This is a genomic window from Sodalis sp. dw_96 (assembly GCF_018449575.1).
In the GTDB taxonomy this organism is placed as follows: Bacteria; Pseudomonadota; Gammaproteobacteria; order Enterobacterales; family Enterobacteriaceae; genus Acerihabitans.
On the sequence record NZ_JAAVUT010000011.1, the window covers coordinates 38,995 to 56,517 of the forward strand.

Below are 17,523 nucleotides of genomic sequence, written 5' to 3' on the forward strand. Positions count from 1 at the left end.
CGCCAATAGGGTCGAAGCGGGCGTGGTTTTTCCGCCCGCCGGAATGCCCTATGGCACGCCAGGCCCGCCAACGCTGATGTTGAACCGAACGTGTTAAAGGGAGAGCGCGCCAATAGGGTCGAAGCGGGCGTGGTTTTTCCGCCCGCCGGAGTGCCCTATGGCACGCTAGGCCCGCCAACACCGAAGCTGAACCAAGTGTGTTAAAGGGAGAGCGCACCAATAGGGTCGAAGCGGGCGTGGTATTTCCGCCCGCCCGAGCGCCACACGGCACGCTAGGCCCGCTATCACCGAACGTGCGGCGAGCCTGTTAAAGGGAGCCGTGACCCCGCCTCCTGCCTCAACCAGCCTCCGGGTTGGTTTTTTTTTATGCTTTATAAATAAGTTATATATAGCGATTTTTTATGATTAAATAGTATTATTGCAAAATATTACTTTTGCACCCCGATGCTGACAAAGCCGGCCGCCACAAGGTGACAGCGACTCTAAACAGTACTTTTGCACCGGATTCTTGCACCTGTTATGCCAGGATGACAACTATGAAATTGCAGCAGCTTCGTTACATTGTTGAAGTGGTGAATCATAATCTGAATGTTTCTTCCACCGCCGAGGGACTCTATACTTCCCAGCCCGGTATCAGCAAACAGGTGCGTATGCTGGAAGATGAACTCGGAGTGCAGATTTTTGCCCGCAGCGGCAAACATTTGACCCAGGTTACCCCTGCGGGCCAAGAGATCATCCGTATTGCCCGCGAAGTCCTGTCAAAAGTCGACGCCATAAAAGCCGTGGCCGGCGAACATACCTATCCCGATAAAGGGTCGCTTTATGTGGCCACCACCCACACCCAGGCCCGCTACGCGCTGCCTGAGGTCATCAAGGGTTTTATCGAACGCTATCCCCGTGTCTCCCTGCATATGCACCAGGGATCGCCGACACAAATCGCCGAAGCGGTATCCAAAGGCGTGGCGGATTTCGCCATCGCCACCGAAGCGCTGCATCTCTATGAAGATCTGGTGATGCTGCCCTGTTATCACTGGAACCGGGCTATCGTGGTCCTCCCCAATCATCCGTTAGCCAATAAGGCGAGCATCACCATTGACGAACTGGCGGCCTACCCGCTGGTAACCTATACCTTCGGTTTCACCGGCCGTTCCGAACTGGATACCGCCTTTAACCGCGCCGGTTTGACGCCGCGCATCGTCTTTACCGCCACCGACGCCGATGTGATTAAAACCTATGTCCGCATGGGGCTTGGGGTAGGGGTAATTGCCAATATGGCGGTAAGCGAAGAGGCCGATCCGGATCTGGTTAAAATCAATGCTGACGCGATGTTTGCCCTCAGTACGACCAAAATCGGCTTTCGGCGCAGCACCTTCCTGCGCAGCTACATGTATGACTTCATCCAGCGCTTCGCGCCCCATTTAACCCGCGATGTAGTGGATACCGCCATTGCCCTGCGCTCCAATGAAGAAATTGAAGCCATGTTCAAAGATATTAAACTGCCGATTAAATAAATATTCATGACATGTTATAAAGCATCACATGTTATAAAAAGGTTGCGATAATCTTGTAAAATGATTACAGATCGCCTCAACCCCAGTGGGGTTATGACTATAATGAAATAAAAGTCTGGAGGAGTTATGTCGTCAACTATTCGAGAAACCAGTAAGGAATCCCTGGTGGTAGGTGATAAAACCTATCGATATTTCAGCCTGTCTCGCGCCGCCCAAACGCTGGGTACGCTCGACGCCATGCCCAAGTCCTTGAAAGTCCTGCTGGAAAACCTGCTGCGTAATGAAGACGGTGACATTGTAACCGAAGCGCATTTGCGGGACGTGGCCGGCTGGCTGGAAAATGCCCATGCGGAAGGTGAAATCGCCTATCGTCCGGCCCGTGTGCTGATGCAGGATTTCACCGGCGTGCCGGCGGTAGTGGATCTGGCCGCCATGCGCGAGGCGGTGAAACGCCTCGGCGGCGATGTAAACAAAGTGAATCCCCTGTCGCCGGTGGACCTGGTTATCGACCATTCCGTCACCGTCGACAGCTACGGCAATGACGGCGCCTATGCCGAAAACAACCACCTGGAGATGGAAAGAAACCTCGAACGCTACAAATTTCTGCGCTGGGGTCAACAGGCGTTCAGTCGCTTTCGGGTCGTGCCGCCGGAAAACGGCATCTGCCATCAGGTGAACCTGGAGTATCTGGCGCAAACCGTTTGGCATGAACAGCAGGACGGTGAGGAAGTGGCCTATCCCGATACGCTGGTGGGCACCGATTCCCATACCACCATGGTTAACGGCCTCGGCGTGCTCGGCTGGGGCGTGGGGGGCATCGAAGCGGAAGCGGCCATGCTCGGCCAGCCGGTTTCCATGCTTATCCCGGACGTGGTGGGTTTTAAACTTATCGGCAAGCTGAACGAAGGCATCACCGCCACCGACCTGGTGCTGACCGTAACGCAAATGCTGCGTAAGCACGGGGTGGTGGGCAAATTCGTCGAATTCTACGGCGACGGGCTGGATATGCTGCCCCTGGCGGATCGGGCCACTATCGGCAATATGGCGCCGGAATACGGCGCCACCTGCGGCTTCTTCCCGGTGGATGCGGTTACCCTGGATTATCTGCGCCTGACCGGCCGCAGCGAAGAGCAGATAGCGCTGGTGGAAGCCTATAGCAAGGCGCAGGGCCTCTGGCGCAATACCGGGGATGAGCCGCGCTTCACCAGTACGCTGGAATTGGATATGGGCACGGTGGTGGCAAGCCTGGCGGGGCCGAAACGGCCGCAGGACCGGGTGCCTTTGCCGGGAGTGGCGGCGGCGTTTCGCGCCAGCGACGAACTGGATTTCACCAAGCGCACCCATCATCCGGAGTTCCAGGACGTGGCTCTGGACGGTAAATCCTTCAAGCTTCATCAAGGGGCGGTGGTTATCGCCGCCATCACCTCCTGTACCAATACCTCCAACGCCAATATTCTGATGGCCGCCGGGCTTCTGGCGCGTAACGCGGTGCAAAAAGGCATTAAGACCCAGCCCTGGGTGAAAACTTCCCTGGCCCCCGGTTCCAAAGTGGTGACGGATTATCTGGCGGCGGCGGGATTGACGCCTTTTCTGAATCAACTGGGCTTTAACCTGGTGGGTTACGGCTGCACTACCTGTATCGGCAACTCCGGTCCGCTGAAAGAGCCCATCGAGGCGGCCATCAAGGCCGGAGATCTCACCGTGGGGGCGGTATTGTCCGGTAACCGCAATTTCGAGGGCCGTATCCATCCGCTGGTGAAAACCAACTGGCTGGCGTCGCCGCCGCTGGTGGTGGCCTATGCCCTGGCAGGTAATATGCTGGTGAATCTTAGCACCGACCCGCTGGGAACCGACCCTCAGGGCCAGCCGGTGTATCTTAAGGATATCTGGCCGAGTTCGGCGGAAATCGCCGATTCGGTGAGCCTGGTGAACAGCGCGATGTTCCACAAGGAGTACAGTGCTATTTTCAACGGCAATCGGGATTGGCAGGCGATTGAAGTCAATCGCACGCCTACCTACCACTGGCAGGAAGACTCCACCTATATTCGTCTGACGCCGTTCTTTGATGAGATGCAACATCAGCCCGCGCCGGTGGAAAATATCCATGGCGCGCGTATTCTGGCGCTGCTCGGCGATTCGGTCACCACTGACCATATCTCACCGGCGGGCAATATCAAGGTGGATAGCCCGGCGGGACACTATCTGCGGGAAAACGGGGTGGAAGCGGGTAATTTCAATTCCTACGGATCCCGGCGCGGCAACTATGAAGTGATGGCGCGGGGTACCTTTGCCAATATCCGTATCCGAAATGAAATGGTGCCGGGGGTGGAAGGGGGCATTACCCGTCATTACCCGTCCGGTGATGAAATGCCGATTTATGATGCCGCCATGCGTTACCAGGGGGAACAGGTGCCGCTGGCGGTAATTGCCGGTAAAGAGTACGGCTCCGGTTCCAGCCGTGACTGGGCGGCCAAGGGACCGCGCCTGTTGGGCATCCGGGTGGTGATTGCCGAGTCGTTCGAACGTATTCACCGCTCGAACCTCATCGGCATGGGCATCCTTCCGCTGGAGTTTCCGGCCGGGGTAACCCGGCAATCGCTGCGGCTGAAAGGGGATGAGCGCATCAGCATCAGCGGCCTGGGGGAACTGACGCCCGGCCAAACGGTGGCGGTGACCATTGCCTATGGCGATGGCCGCAGCGAGCAGGTGATGGCCCGCTGCCGTATCGATACCGGTAATGAACTGACCTATTACCAGCATGACGGCATTTTAAACTATGTGATTCGCAAGATGCTTTGAGCACGCGGTGCGCCCTTGCGCCGCCGAAGGCCGTGTCTTGCCTTGAGACAAAGACACGGCCAGCGCGTGGTGGCTCCGCTGACATCGATGACGAGATATTTACAGGGCCGGTAATCCACCGACATCGAAAACGAGGTGGTTACAGGTCCGTGAAATCAGCCGACATTGAAAACGAGGTGCTTACAAGTCCAGTAAGTGGCCCATTTTGGTGGCTTTGGTATTGAGGTAGCGCTCATTCTTCGGATTTCGGCCGACAATCAGCGGCACCCGTTCGGTAATATGAATTCCCGCCTCGGTAAGAATCTCCACTTTTTGCGGATTATTGGTCAACAGCCGGATGGAATCCACGCCCAGCAGCTTGAACATATCGGCGCATAAAGTGAAATCCCGCTCATCGGCGGCAAAACCCAACTGGTGATTGGCTTCAACCGTATCGGCGCCTTTATCCTGCAGCGCATAGGCGCGGATTTTATTCAGCAGGCCGATATTTCGGCCTTCCTGGCGGTGATACAGTAAAATCCCCCGGCCTTCTTCGGCGATATGCGTTAAGGCGGCTTCGAGCTGAAATCCGCAATCGCAGCGCAGGCTAAACAGGGCATCACCGGTCAGGCACTCGGAGTGGACACGCGCCAGTATCGGCTCCACGCCGGTAATATCGCCGTACACCAGCGCCAGATGGTCGTGTCCCGTGGCGATTTCTTCAAAACCCACCATCAGAAAATCGCCCCAGGGTGTCGGCAGTTTGGCTTCTGCCACACGTTTAAGCTGCATTTTACTCTCCAAAACGAATTACTGACGCGCATCCTACTTATTATCACGCTGTTTGACCAGTCTGGCGCAAAGTGGTACGCGAAAATCCATTAATAAGGTATTTTGCCACAAGTTAATTGAAAACTGACGATTGATCATGCTTATTATTGGCAAAATAGTCATTTGATTGTCACAATTCCATACGGTTGCGGGCTTTCCCATCAGCCTTCCCCGTCGGCTTTAAGGTTACATTCTTCTCGGCAAGGACCCTTCAGCGGAAAAAACATATGTTTGATATTGCGAAACGCACCGGTTTTGGCGCGATAGTGCTTATGGTAATCCCTATTTTGGCCTGGGTCAGTGGCTGGCAGTGGCATCCGAATGATGAAGCATGGTGGTGGCGGGTATTGTTCTGGATAACCCAGACCGTGTCTTCTCCCTGGGGTTTTATCACCAGCGCCGTCCTCTTTGGCTGGTTTTTATGGTGTTTGCGGTTTCGCTGGCGGCCCGCGCTGGTGCTGGCCTGTATTCTGGGGATCGCGCTGCTGGCGGGACAAGGCATCAAGTCGGCCATCAAGGATCGGGTGCGGGAGCCGCGGCCCTACGTGATGTGGCTGGAGCAAACCCACGATATGAATGGCCAGGCTTTTTATTCCCTGCCCGGCAAGGCCCGGTCAATGCTGGTGAAAAAAGAGCTGCAGAACGAGCAGGAAATTCCCCGCTGGCTGCGCAAACACTGGCAGCATGACACCGGGTTCGCTTTCCCCTCCGGCCACACGGTTTTTGCCGCCAGCTGGGCATTGCTGGCATGGGGATTGCTGTGGCCGCGGCGACACTATAAATCGGTGATAGCGATTATGGTCTGGTCGGTGGCGGTTCTCAGCAGCCGAATGGTGCTGGGGATGCATTGGCCGCGGGATGTGGTGATGGGTATCTTCTTGAGCTGGCTGGTTATCGCATTGGCCTGCTGGCTGGTGCAGCGTTGGATAGGCCCGCTGGTGCCGAAACCGGATGAAGCCCGGGATATTAAATCACGGATATAACCCCTTCTTGATTTGTGCCCGCCGCGCAAGGATGCGCGCCATTACCCTCCTCATAATGTCACCACCGCTCCGTCACCCCGGTATGTAACGATAATGTTGCTTTTGTGATATCTATCGCTATTCCCAAAATTCTCCATGGACAATCATGATGGGAATTGCCACACTCACTATGAATATAAAATCAAAAGTGAATATATATTCATAACGGAGAACAATAATGAACACCTACCTACTGAAACCCTGTCTCGCCGCCGTTTTGCTGTCGTTGTCCATGGCGTCTTTTGCCGCTGATAAAGGCTTAATCGCCATCATTACCCCGTCTCACGACAACCCGTTTTTTAAAGCGGAAGCCGATGCCGCCACGGCCAAGGCCACCGCTTTGGGTTATACCACCCTGGTGGCGTCCCATGACGATGATGTCAGCAAGCAAAACCAGCTGATTGAAACCGCCATTGCGCGCAAGGCGAAAGCCATAGTGTTGGATAACGCCGGCGCCGATGCCACCATCGGGCCGTTGAAAAAGGCCAAGGCCGCCGGCATACCGGCGTTTCTCATCGACCGTGAAATCAACGCCACCGGCGTGGCGGTGGCGCAGATTGTGTCCAATAACTACCAGGGCGCGCAACTGGGGGCCGAAAAGTTCGTCAAGCTGATGAACGGCAAGGGGAATTATGTGGAACTGCTGGGCCAGGAGTCCGATACCAACGCCCATGTGCGCTCACAGGGCTATCACGATGTGATTGACGACTATACCGGCCTGAAGATGGTAGCCCAGCAAACCGCCAACTGGAGCCAGACCGAAGCCTTCTCCCGTATGGAATCCATGCTGCAGGCTCATCCGGATATCACCGGCGTGATTTCCGGCAACGATACCATGGCCCTGGGGGCGGAAGCCGCGTTAAAGGCCGCCGGGCGTAAGGACATTATCGTAGTGGGTTTTGACGGCAGCGATTATGTGCGGGATTCCATCCTGGCCAAAGGCAATATCAAGGCCACGGTATTGCAGCCGGGGTGGCGCGAGGCGGAAATGGCGGTGGAGCAGGCGGATGTTTATCTGACAACCGGCAAAGCCCAGAAAGAAGAAAAGCAGCTGATGGATTGCGTATTGGTGGATGAAACCAATGCCAAAGACCTGAAAAATTTCGGCCTTAAACCTTAATGACGTACCTGAAGGGGCCATGCGGCCCCTTCAAAACAGGAGAGGCTATGCAACTCAGCGTATTACGCACATGGGGCAAACAGGTCACATTGGACACACCGGGCATAGGGAGAAAACTGACAACCTGGGCCTTGGCCCTGCTACTGCTGTCCGCCTGTGACGTGGTCAAGCTGGACCGCGACGGCAAACCGATCATCCCGGCGGATCCCTCGGCGGGTCCGGATTATTCCGACCAGACGCCGCAGCAAATCGCGCAGGAATTCTGGGGGCCGAAAGTCATGCCCGCCGCCCATGGCCAGGCTTTGGATTGGCCGGCTGTGAAGCAGGCGCAGGGAAAATTGAACAGTACCGATACCAAAAGCGTCTACAGCAAATTTTCAGCCAAGGTGGCCGCGGTGGATGCCGACGGTATGGAACGCAAGCTGACGTTGAACGTCAATGGCGACACTGTGCTGGTGCAGTTGGGGCCCGTCATCAAGGGTAACGCGGTGCGGGATGCCGCCGGGTTTATCCGTTTTGAGGATTTTAAAAACCAGGTGCAGTTTGCCCAGGTGTCACGGGCATTGAATAAACAGGCGTTAAGCGGCCTGCCGGCCATTGACGCGAGCTGGGTCGGGCAGCCGGTGGACGTGCTGGCGGCGTTTACCCTGAGCCACGGGAGTATCGATGACGGCGTGGCGCTGGAGATCAAGCGGGGGGCGAGTCAATGAGCGATAAACCTGAGGTGGTGTTGCGCGCAAAGGGCATCACCATGATGTATCCGGGCACCCTGGCGCTGGATAACGTGGATTACAACGTTTATCGAGGCAAGGTAAATGTGATCATCGGCGAGAACGGCGCCGGTAAATCCACCCTGATGAACGTGCTGGCGGGAGTGCAACAGCCCACCGCCGGAGAAATCCTGCTTAACGGCAAACCGGTGAGATTCAGCAATACCCGGGAGGCGGCGGCGAAAGGCATCGGCATGGTGCATCAGGAGCTGAACCTGTCGGAAAATCTTGATGTGGCGGAGAACATATTCCTCGGCCGTGAACATCAAACCGGCCTGTGGCCCATCAACCAGCCGGAACAGGAGCGGGTGGCCGCCGAGCTCATGGCCCGGCTGGATCAGGCCATCTCTCCCCGGGAGCTGGTGTCCAATCTCAAGGTCGGCCAGCAGCAAATGATAGAGATCGCCAAAGCGTTGGCGGAGCGGGCGGAGATCCTGATCCTAGACGAGCCCACCTCGGCGTTGAGTAAAAATGAAGTGGACGTGCTGTTCAGGGTTATCCGTGAGCTGACCCGCCAGGGCGTGTCCATTATCTATATCTCCCACCGCCTGGAGGAACTGATGGCCATCGGGGACTACATCACGATTTTGCGCGACGGACGTTTTCAGGCCGAAGCGGTGGTGGGGGAGATAGACGTGCCCTGGATCGTGCGGGAAATGCTGGGAGGCGACCCGGTCAGCACGTTTCTCAAGCCCGGGCGCCGGTTCGGCCTGCCGGTATTGCAGGCGGACCATATTACCTGCGTTAACGATGCCGGCCATCCGGTGGTGAATGATGTGAGCTTTTCCGTGCGAGCCGGCGAAATCGTCGGTATCTACGGCCTGATGGGGGCGGGCCGTACCGAACTGTTCGAATGCCTGTTGGGCACCGAAAAAAACTACCTTGGCAAAATCTGGCTCGGGGACTTGCCCATCGCCACCGGCATGTCCACCGCCAACCGTATCAGGCTCGGCATGACCCTGGTGCCGGAGGATCGTAAAAAATCGGGCATTTTCCCCGCCTCCTCGGTGGCGGTCAATCTCACCATCTCCAGCTTATGGCGGCGGTTGCAAAACGGTATCAGCATCATGCGGCGGGATGAGGAGCAGGTGGTGGCGTCCACCATCGGCAACCTGTCCATCAAGGTCTCGTCGCCGGACGTGGAAATCCAGGCCCTGAGCGGCGGCAATCAGCAAAAGGTGGTGATTGGCCGTTCGCTGCTCACCGATCCGAAGCTGCTGCTGCTGGACGAACCCACCCGGGGGATTGACGTGGGCGCCAAGGCGGACGTGTTCGAAATGATGGTGGCCCTGTCCGAACAGGGCATCGGCATTTTGTTTTCCACCTCGGATTTAAAAGAAATCATGGCGGTCTCCGACCGTATTCTGGTGATGTCGAACGGGAAATTGACGGCGAACGTGGAGCGTCAGTCGGCCCAGGAATCGGCATTGGTCACGGCGAGTGCAAAAGGGTTCTGATATGAAAGCAATCAATACCGCCGCGTTAGCGCCTCTCACGGCCAGCCGGTCATTCCGGTCGCGGGAAAATATACTACTGCTCCTGCTCAAGCTTCGCACTTTCATCGCGCTGTTTTTGATTTTGGGCTTTTTCACGTTTACCGTGTCCGGTTTCCTGGCGACGGAAAGCATTCTTATCATGTTAAAGCATATTTCCATCAATGCTTTTTTGGCGCTGGGCATCACCTTTGTCATCATCACCGCCGGCATCGATCTGTCCATCGGCGCCACCCTGGGCCTGTGCGGCATGTTCGCCGGCTACATGATAACCCACGGCATTGTGTTGCCGATGTTCGGCATCGCCATTTTCCCCAGCGTCTGGGTCATCGTGCCGGCGGTATTGGTGCTCGGCGGTCTGATCGGCGCCGTTAACGGCTGGATTATTACCCGTTACAACGTGGCGCCTTTTATCTGCACCCTCGGCACCATGTATATCGTGCGGGGCGCGGCCATGCTGCTGTCCAACGGCGAAACCTTCCCCGGTCTGGACGGCAATCCCCGGCTGGGCAACACCGGCTTCGACCTGATCGGCGCCGGTTCGCTGCTGGGGGTCCCTTACTGTATCTGGCTGATGTTTATCCTGGCGCTGATTATTGCCTACGTTGCGCGCCGCCTGCCGTTTGGCCGCCATGTTTATGCCATCGGCGATAACGAACGGGCGGCGGAGCTGTCCGGTATCAAGGTGAAGCAGGTCAAAGTCTGGGTCTATACCATTTCCGGCCTGTGCGCGGCGGTGGCGGGCATCGTGGTGACCTCGCAGTTGGTGGCCAGCCATCCGGCCACCGGCACGTCATTTGAGATGAACGCCATCGCGGCGGTGGTATTGGGGGGAACGTCGCTGGCCGGCGGACGGGGGACCATTGTCGGTACGCTTATCGGCGCCTTTGTGATCGGCATCCTGGCGGACGGACTGGTGATGATGGGGGTCAGTGAATTCTGGCAAATGGTTATCAAAGGCATGGTGATTATCGTGGCGGTCATCATCGATCAAATGCAAAACCGGATGCAGCACAAGGCGGCTATTGTTTCGCAAAAGATCGTGAAAGAAGAGGCCGTCACCGAGTAATGCTGTTTTCGCGCCGTAACGTTCGTGACAATGCGGGGGCGAGAGATAGGGTGCAATAAAAGGACAGCGAGGGGAGGGGGATTGACCCGAATGGACGTGGCCGGCGGTATTTTTTTACGCCCTGATTGAATAAATATTCTTATATGGATAAAAATTCATTCGTGATAATGGCGTGTAATAAATTGAAAATTAAGAGGTAATATGATGAATCCTTATTCATTGTCCATTGATGAACTGGTGACCAAGGCCCGGCAGATACGCCGCCGCATTGTGCAACTGAATGCCGGCAGTCCGGCGGGGGGCCATACCGGCGCCGATCTCTCCGAGGTGGAAATCCTCACCGCGCTCTATTTCCGTTTGCTGAACTGCGCGCCGGACCGGCTTGATGATTCGCAGCGGGATATCTATATCCAGTCGAAAGGCCACGGCGTCGGCGGCTATTACTGCACGCTTGCGGAGGCGGGCTATTTCCCCACCGACTGGCTGCCTACTTACCAGCACGCCAATTCCCATCTGCCGGGCCATCCGGTACGTCATAAAACCCCCGGCATCGAACTCAATACCGGCGCGCTGGGACACGGACTGCCGGTGGCGGTGGGGATTGCGCTGGCGGCAAAACGGGATAACAGCCCGCGCCGGGTTTTTGCGCTCACCGGCGACGGCGAGCTGGCGGAGGGCAGCAATTGGGAAGCCGCGCTGGTGTCCGCCCATTTCGGCCTCGACAATCTGGTGATCATTAACGATAAAAACAAGCTGCAGCTGGCGGGTTCCACCCGCTCCATCATGAATACCGATCCCCTGGGGGATAAATGGCGGGCGTTCGGTCTGAATGTCACCGAGTGCGCCGGCAACGATATGCGGTCGGTGGTGGAAACGCTGGAAAACCTGCCGGCCAACGGCAAGCCGAACGTGGTGATCGCCAACACCGAAAAGGGTGCCGGCATCTCCTTTACCCAGGGGCGGCCCGAGTGGCACCACCGTGTGTTTAAAGGCGATGAAATCACCTTGGCCTTGGAGGAACTCAAAGATGAGTAAAACAGAACATTTAGCCAGCGTCATGGTTGAGCAGTTGATCAAAGCGGTGGATAGCGGCCTGGACGTGGTGCCGGTATGTGCTGATTCCACGTCTACCGCCAAAATCGGCCCCTTTATTGCCCGTTTTCCTCAGCGTCTGGTGAATGTGGGGATCGCGGAACAGGCCATGGTGGGCATGGCGGTGGGCCTGTCCATCGGCGGTAAAATCGCCGTCACCTGCAATGCGGCGCCGTTTCTAATCTCCCGCGCCAATGAGCAGGTAAAGATTGACGTCTGTTACAACAATTGCAATGTGAAACTGTTCGGCCTGAACGCCGGCGCCAGCTACGGTCCGCTGGCCAGTACTCATCACAGCATTGACGATATCGCCATCATGCGGGGTTTCGGCAATATCCAGATTTTTGCCCCCTCGTCGCCGGAGGAGTGCCGCCAGATAGTCGATTATGCCTTGTCGTATGTCGGGCCGGTGTATATCCGCCTGGACGGCCAGCCCTTGCCCGCCCTGCATGACGAGACCTACCGGTTCAAACCCGGGCAAATCGATGCGCTGCGCCGCGGCGAAGACGTGGCGCTGGTGGCCATGGGCTCGACGGTGCATGAAGCGGTGGATGCCGCCCGGCTCCTGGAGGAACAGGGCGTTTCTGCCGCGGTCATCAACGTATCCTCCATTCGTCCGTGCGATACTCGCCAGTTACTCTCCCTGTTAACAGAGAGCAAACATGTGATTAGCATCGAAGAACATAATATTAACGGCGGCGTGGGCAGTCTGGTGGCGGAAGTGTTGGCGGAAGCGGGCTGCGCCATCCCCCTGGTGCGTCTGGGCATCGGGAACGGCGAGTACGCCATTGCGGCGGATCGGGCCGCCACCCGCGCCCATCATGGTTTCGATGCCCAGGGCGTGGTTAACGCCGCCCTGCGCGTTTGCCGGGGGAACTGATCATGGCCGTGCCGATTATTCTGGCCATTGACGAGGGCACCACCAACGCCAAGGCCATCGCCGTCGATAGGGATGGCCGGATTGTGGCGAAAGCGGCGGTACCCCTGACCCTGGAGCATCCGCGGCCCGGCTGGGCGGAGCAGGATCCCCGGGCGGTCTGGCAAGGGGTATGCCAAGCCATTGTCGGCTGCCTGTCCGCGTTGGAAAACGTTCAGGTGGCGGCGGTGGCCGTCAGCAATCAGCGGGAGTCGGTGCTGGTATGGGAGCGAGACGGCGGAAGGACGCTGACGCCTATTGTCAGCTGGCAATGCCGCCGGTCCGAGGAGTTTTGCCGGCAGCTCCATGAGGACGGCCGGGGAGATCTGATTTACCACCTCACGGGCTTGCCCATCGATCCGTTATTCCCCGCCGCGAAAATCCGCGGGTTGCTGGCGGCCCTGCCGGACGGTTTTGCCCGCGCCGAGCGGGGAGAGCTGTGCGTCGGTACGCTGGATTGCTGGCTGAACTGGCAGCTTACCGGCGGCCGGACCTTTGTCACCGATTACGCCAATGCCGCCCGTACCCAATTATTCAATATCCGCGAAGGCCGCTGGGACAATGAGCTGCTTCAGCTGTTTTCGGTGCCCGCCGCCTGTCTGCCGTCGGTGCGGCCCTCGGCGGCGGTGCAGGGTTATACCCTGGCCGGCCGGGTGCCGGGACTGGCGGGAGAGATTCCGGTGGCGTCGCTTATCGGCGATTCCCACGCGGCGCTGTACGGCCAGGGCGGCAATCAGGCCGGCGCGGTGAAAGCCACCTACGGCACCGGCTCATCCCTGATGATGGCGCTGGAGGAGATCGGCGCGCCGGCGACGGGACTCAGCACCACCGTGGCCTGGCATGACGGCCGGCTGTGTTATGCCCTGGAAGGCAATATTACCCATACCGGTTCTGGACTGGCCTGGGTGGCGCGTCTGCTGGGCATCCCCTCCCTGACGGAGCTGTCCGCCTTGGCGCTAAGCCAGAGCGGCAACCAGGGGGTCTATTTTGTACCGGCGTTATCCGGACTGGGGGCTCCTTACTGGGACAGCCGGGCACGGGGGTTGATTTGCGGGCTGACCGACGCCGCGACGCCGGCGGTGCTGGCCCGCGCCGGACTTGAGTCCATCGCCTACCAGATTGCCGACGTGTTTTTTTCCATGGAGCGGGCCGCGCAACGAACGCTGCCCGCACTGTGGGTGGACGGCGGCGCCACGCAAAATGCCTGGCTGATGCAATTCCAGGCCGATCTGTTGCAGCGGCGGCTGATCCGTAATCTCAACGCCGAAGTGTCGGCCCTTGGCGCCGCCTATCTGGCGGGCAAAACCCTGGGCTGGTGGACCAATGAGGATATCGCGGCCTTGCCCAGGGACGTGGAGTATATCGAACCCCGGGCCGAGACCGCGGCGATGCAAGACAACTATAAAAATTGGCAAACGGCCGTAGCACGGGCCCGTTATCACATTGAACAACCCTACCGGGAGTGATGTAATGTCGAGAAAAATTCTGCAACAATTAACCTTTGGAGTGATCGTCGGCAACCGGGGTTTTTTCCCCAGCTATCTGGTCACCGAGGCGCGGCGCGATGCGGCGCGGGTGTTTGAGAAACTGGGCATCAAGACGGTTATCCTGGACGAGAGCCAAAGCAAGCTGGGCGGAGTGGAAACCTGGCAGGACGCCAAGGCCTGCGCCGAACTGTTTCATCGCCACCGCGACGAGATTAACGGCGTGGTGATACTGCTGCCCAATTTCGGCGATGAAAAAGCGGTGGCGGATGCGGTTCGTTTGTCCGGCTTAACCGTGCCGGTACTGGTGCAGGCGGAGCAGGACAGCCTGGATAAAATGGGGTTGGCAACCCGGCGCGACAGCTTTTGCGGCAAAATTTCCCTGTGTAATAATCTGCGCCAGTGCGGTATTCCCTTTACCCTTACCAGCCGTCATGTTTGCACCGTGGCCGGAGAGGACTTCGCCGGGGATTTGCGGCGGTTCACCCAGCTTTGCCGGCTGGTGCATGCCATGAAAGGCGTGCGTATCGGCGCCATCGGCGCCCGTCCCGCCGCCTTTAATACCGTGCGTTACAGCGAAAAGCTGCTGGAGCGTATGGGCGTGTCGGTGGAAACCCTGGACCTGTCGGAAATTTTCACCCGGGTCGGCCGGTTGAGCGACAATGATTTGCGGGTGGATGAGAAGCTGGCGCTGCTCAAGGATAACGCCGATACGGGCGCTATCCCGGCCCAAAAGCTGCATACCATGGCGAAATTGTTTGTGGTTATCAGCGAATGGGTGCTGGCCAATGATATCGATACTACCGCCATCCAGTGCTGGACCTCGCTGCAGGAAAACCTGGGTATTAACGTGTGTTCCATCATGAGCATCATGTCCGGGCAGCTGATGCCCAGCGCCTGTGAGGTGGATGTGATGGGGGCGCTGTCCATGTACGCGCTGGCCAGCTGTTCACTGTCGCCGGCGTCCATTGCCGACTGGAATAATAATTTCGGCGATGAGCAGGATAAATGCGTGTTGTTCCACTGCGGTAATTTCCCGGCGGAAAGTCTGGAAAATCCGGTGATGGGCACGGCGGATATCATCGGAACGACGGTGGGGTGCGAAAACACCTGCGGGGCGGTGCATGGCCGGATGAAGGCCGGTCCGCTGACCTATTTCCGGCTGTCGTCGGATGATTTTACCGGCAAGGTGCGGGCCTATGTGGGGGAGGGTACGGTGGTGGACGATCCATTGGATACCGTGGGCTGTCGCGCGGTGGTGCAAATTCCCGCCATGGAGCCGCTGCTGCGGTATATTTGCGAGCAGGGCTTCGAGCATCATGTGGCCATGAACCACTCCGCCACCGCCGAGGTGCTGCACGAGGCGTTTACCAAATATCTGGGGGTTGAGTGTTACTGGCATGCCAAGGCGTAATGCACGATCGGTGGGCACGGTCTCCCTTTAACAGGCTCGCTGCGCGATCGATGATGGCAGGCTTAACGTGCAGGAGCTCTGGCAAACGGACGCGGAGTTTATGAGGCGGGGCAGGATGATAGAAGAGTAAACCGTCCGCGCCAGGACGGCGCGGATCGAGCCCCCAGGGACGGGTTTACGGCGCGTCTACGATCTAGCATCTTGTCCCGACCGGGCACGGTCTCCCTTTGACACGCTTGCTGCACGATCGATGATCGCGGGCGTGCCATGAGGTGCTCTGGCGGGCGGAAAACCCACGCCCGCTTCGACCTCATTGGCGCGCTCTCCCTTTAACACGTTCGCTGCACGATCGATGATCGCGGGCCTACCGCGCTGTGGGGCGCTCGGGCGGGCGGTAAAACCACGCCCGCTTCGACCCCTTCAGCACGGTCTCCCTTTAACACGCTTGTTGCACGATCGGTGATCGTGGCCTAACGCTGTGGGGGCTAGATCAGCTTTTCCCCCACCAGCCGGTCGGTGATCAGCACATCGATATAGCGGCCTTCCAGGGCGCCCTTGATGGCCGCGACTTTTTCATGCCCGCCCGCCAGGGCCACTACCCGTTCGCATTGACGTACCTGGGGCAGCGGCATGCCGATGACCGGGTCTTCTTCGTCCGCCAGCACCGCTTCGCCTTTGCTGTTGAAATAATGCAGGCAGATGTCCCCCACGGCGCCGCGCTGCGCCAGCAGCCGGAGCATTTTTTCGTGGTAATAATTGCCGGAATTCATCAGCAGCTGAGAGGGCTCCAGCGCGCCGATACCCACCAGGGCGACGTCCACTTCGCTGAATTTCGCCACCACATCGGCCACCTCGCTGCTGTTGATCAGCCGCAGCCTGTCCTCAACCGAACGTTCAATACTTTGCGCCGGCAGCAGATAGGCCGGACAGTTAAGCTGATCCGCCAGCAGCTGGGTCAGCAGGGTGGCCTGGACATTGCCGTTGGGGCCCACGCCGCCAAGCAGCTGGATAACGCCGCTGGCCTTGACCGCCAATGGGTGCAGATTGTCCACCATCTCCCGCAGGGTGCTGCTCCAGGAGGAGATCCCCACCAGATCGTTCGGGCGGATGCTGGTCTGCATGTAATGGGCGGCGGCGGAGCCGATGGCCTGCTTAATCTGCTGCGGTTCGGCGTCGTCGGGCACATCCACCACAATGGCTTGGTCGATGCCGTACCGCCGCTGAATGGCTGACTCCAGCGCCATAAACATATTAGGGGGCTGTACCACGCTGATTTTAACCACCCCTTCTTTAATGCAACGGGTAATGGCCCGGGAAACAAAAGATTGTGAAAGATGCAACGCGGCGGCGATATCCGCCTGTTTTTGATTTTCGGTATAATAAAGCGTGGCGATTTTGACCAATAATCGCTGTTCGTCTTGCTTCGACATGCGGCGTCCCCAGACTCGCCATACGGTGGCATCATTTTTATGCATAACTGAATAAATAACAAGAGAAGAGGGGCGGTGCTGAGCGGTGGTCATCTGTATCCAGTGCGGGAAAGCGCGGAGATTTTAACCGTCCGGCCCGGATTCAGCCCGGTGGCCAACAGATAATGCAGTTATGTTGTCTGCGGGATTTCCTTCGTAACGCGGGAAATGCTAATTTATAGGCTCTGGGTACCGGTTTACCGGTGTAATCCATCTCAATAACGCAGTTGCAGGAAATCATGTGAAATATGTACTGATATTTTTGCTGGTTCTGGTGATTTTTATTATTTCCGTCACCTTTGGGGCGCATAACGATCAGATTGTCACCTTTAACTACTTGCTGGCAGAGGGACAATATCGGGTTTCCACCTTATTGACCTGGATATTTGCGCTGGGTTTTATCCTGGGCTGGGCAATCTGCGGTTTGTTTTATCTGCGCGTTCGTTTCGCGCTGATGCGGGCGGAACGCCGGGTAAAACGACTTGAACAGCAGCCGGTGCCGGTTAACAGCGCAGTGCCCGCCGCTACCGCGCCCGCTGTTGGTAAGGAATAAC

14 protein-coding genes are annotated in these 17,523 nt (G+C 57.8%); 12 read left to right on the forward strand and 2 right to left on the reverse strand.

Annotation, left to right across the window (positions count from 1 at the left end):
• The first annotated feature begins 536 nt into the window (after nt 1-536).
• The gene (gene cysB / locus HB631_RS16750) at nt 537-1,511 is read left to right on the forward strand and encodes an HTH-type transcriptional regulator CysB (RefSeq protein WP_213992316.1); all 975 of its coding nucleotides are present in this window, start codon (nt 537-539) and stop codon (nt 1,509-1,511) included.
• A gap of 126 nt (nt 1,512-1,637) precedes the next feature.
• Nucleotides 1,638-4,310 carry an aconitate hydratase AcnA gene (gene acnA, locus HB631_RS16755; protein WP_213992317.1) on the forward strand — a complete coding sequence of 891 codons (2,673 nt, stop codon included), beginning with the start codon at nt 1,638-1,640 and terminating at the stop codon, nt 4,308-4,310.
• Between the two features lie 180 nt (nt 4,311-4,490).
• Here acnA and ribA read toward each other — a convergent pair whose 3' ends face one another.
• The gene (gene ribA, locus HB631_RS16760; RefSeq protein WP_213992318.1) at nt 4,491-5,081 is read right to left on the reverse strand and encodes a GTP cyclohydrolase II; all 591 of its coding nucleotides are present in this window, start codon (nt 5,079-5,081) and stop codon (nt 4,491-4,493) included.
• A gap of 266 nt (nt 5,082-5,347) precedes the next feature.
• On the opposite strand from ribA, the gene pgpB reads away from it, so the two are divergent.
• From pgpB to HB631_RS16805, 9 genes are all read left to right on the forward strand, one after another.
• The gene (pgpB, locus tag HB631_RS16765; RefSeq protein ID WP_213992319.1) at nt 5,348-6,103 is read left to right on the forward strand and encodes a phosphatidylglycerophosphatase B; all 756 of its coding nucleotides are present in this window, start codon (nt 5,348-5,350) and stop codon (nt 6,101-6,103) included.
• 217 nt (nt 6,104-6,320) lie between these two features.
• Nucleotides 6,321-7,262 carry a D-ribose ABC transporter substrate-binding protein gene (locus tag HB631_RS16770; protein WP_213992320.1) on the forward strand — a complete coding sequence of 314 codons (942 nt, stop codon included), beginning with the start codon at nt 6,321-6,323 and terminating at the stop codon, nt 7,260-7,262.
• Between the two features lie 47 nt (nt 7,263-7,309).
• A complete protein-coding gene (locus tag HB631_RS16775; protein WP_213992321.1) occupies nt 7,310-7,972 on the forward strand; it encodes a DUF2291 family protein in 663 nt (220 codons plus the stop codon).
• Nucleotides 7,969-9,489 carry a sugar ABC transporter ATP-binding protein gene (locus HB631_RS16780; protein WP_213992322.1) on the forward strand — a complete coding sequence of 507 codons (1,521 nt, stop codon included), beginning with the start codon at nt 7,969-7,971 and terminating at the stop codon, nt 9,487-9,489. Before HB631_RS16775 ends, HB631_RS16780 begins: the two co-directional genes overlap by 4 nt.
• 1 nt (nt 9,490) lies before the next feature.
• On the forward strand, nt 9,491-10,594 hold the full coding sequence (locus HB631_RS16785; RefSeq protein WP_213992323.1) for an ABC transporter permease: 1,104 nt from the start codon (nt 9,491-9,493) through the stop codon (nt 10,592-10,594).
• Between the two features lie 204 nt (nt 10,595-10,798).
• Complete coding sequence (locus HB631_RS16790; protein WP_213992419.1) at nt 10,799-11,629, forward strand: transketolase; 831 nt, start codon at nt 10,799-10,801, stop codon at nt 11,627-11,629.
• Nucleotides 11,622-12,566 carry a transketolase C-terminal domain-containing protein gene (locus tag HB631_RS16795; protein WP_213992324.1) on the forward strand — a complete coding sequence of 315 codons (945 nt, stop codon included), beginning with the start codon at nt 11,622-11,624 and terminating at the stop codon, nt 12,564-12,566. Before HB631_RS16790 ends, HB631_RS16795 begins: the two co-directional genes overlap by 8 nt.
• A gap of 2 nt (nt 12,567-12,568) precedes the next feature.
• Nucleotides 12,569-14,068, forward strand: coding sequence for an FGGY-family carbohydrate kinase (locus HB631_RS16800; protein ID WP_213992325.1), 1,500 nt, complete (start codon nt 12,569-12,571; stop codon nt 14,066-14,068).
• 4 nt (nt 14,069-14,072) lie between these two features.
• Entirely contained in the window at nt 14,073-15,500 is a 1,428-nt protein-coding gene (locus tag HB631_RS16805) for an L-fucose/L-arabinose isomerase family protein (protein WP_213992326.1), read from the forward strand.
• Nucleotides 15,501-15,985: 485 nt separating this feature from the next.
• Here HB631_RS16805 and HB631_RS16810 read toward each other — a convergent pair whose 3' ends face one another.
• Nucleotides 15,986-16,930 (reverse strand): sugar-binding transcriptional regulator, encoded by a 945-nt coding sequence (locus HB631_RS16810; protein WP_213992327.1) that lies wholly within the window; start codon nt 16,928-16,930, stop codon nt 15,986-15,988.
• 280 nt (nt 16,931-17,210) lie between these two features.
• Here HB631_RS16810 and HB631_RS16815 point away from each other — a divergent pair, with 280 nt between their 5' ends.
• Nucleotides 17,211-17,522: a lipopolysaccharide assembly protein LapA domain-containing protein gene (locus HB631_RS16815; RefSeq protein ID WP_213992328.1), complete on the forward strand. Its 312-nt coding sequence runs from the start codon at nt 17,211-17,213 to the stop codon at nt 17,520-17,522.
• The last annotated feature ends 1 nt before the right edge of the window (nt 17,523 follow it).

Coding starts and splice junctions, on each gene's coding strand:
- cysB (WP_213992316.1), top strand. CDS start 537: ATGAAATTGCAGCAGCTTCGTTACATTGTTGAAGTGGTGAATCATAAT.
- acnA (WP_213992317.1), top strand. CDS start 1,638: ATGTCGTCAACTATTCGAGAAACCAGTAAGGAATCCCTGGTGGTAGGT.
- ribA (WP_213992318.1), bottom strand. CDS start 5,081: ATGCAGCTTAAACGTGTGGCAGAAGCCAAACTGCCGACACCCTGGGGC.
- pgpB (WP_213992319.1), top strand. CDS start 5,348: ATGTTTGATATTGCGAAACGCACCGGTTTTGGCGCGATAGTGCTTATG.
- HB631_RS16770 (WP_213992320.1), top strand. CDS start 6,321: ATGAACACCTACCTACTGAAACCCTGTCTCGCCGCCGTTTTGCTGTCG.
- HB631_RS16775 (WP_213992321.1), top strand. CDS start 7,310: ATGCAACTCAGCGTATTACGCACATGGGGCAAACAGGTCACATTGGAC.
- HB631_RS16780 (WP_213992322.1), top strand. CDS start 7,969: ATGAGCGATAAACCTGAGGTGGTGTTGCGCGCAAAGGGCATCACCATG.
- HB631_RS16785 (WP_213992323.1), top strand. CDS start 9,491: ATGAAAGCAATCAATACCGCCGCGTTAGCGCCTCTCACGGCCAGCCGG.
- HB631_RS16790 (WP_213992419.1), top strand. CDS start 10,799: ATGAATCCTTATTCATTGTCCATTGATGAACTGGTGACCAAGGCCCGG.
- HB631_RS16795 (WP_213992324.1), top strand. CDS start 11,622: ATGAGTAAAACAGAACATTTAGCCAGCGTCATGGTTGAGCAGTTGATC.
- HB631_RS16800 (WP_213992325.1), top strand. CDS start 12,569: ATGGCCGTGCCGATTATTCTGGCCATTGACGAGGGCACCACCAACGCC.
- HB631_RS16805 (WP_213992326.1), top strand. CDS start 14,073: ATGTCGAGAAAAATTCTGCAACAATTAACCTTTGGAGTGATCGTCGGC.
- HB631_RS16810 (WP_213992327.1), bottom strand. CDS start 16,930: ATGTCGAAGCAAGACGAACAGCGATTATTGGTCAAAATCGCCACGCTT.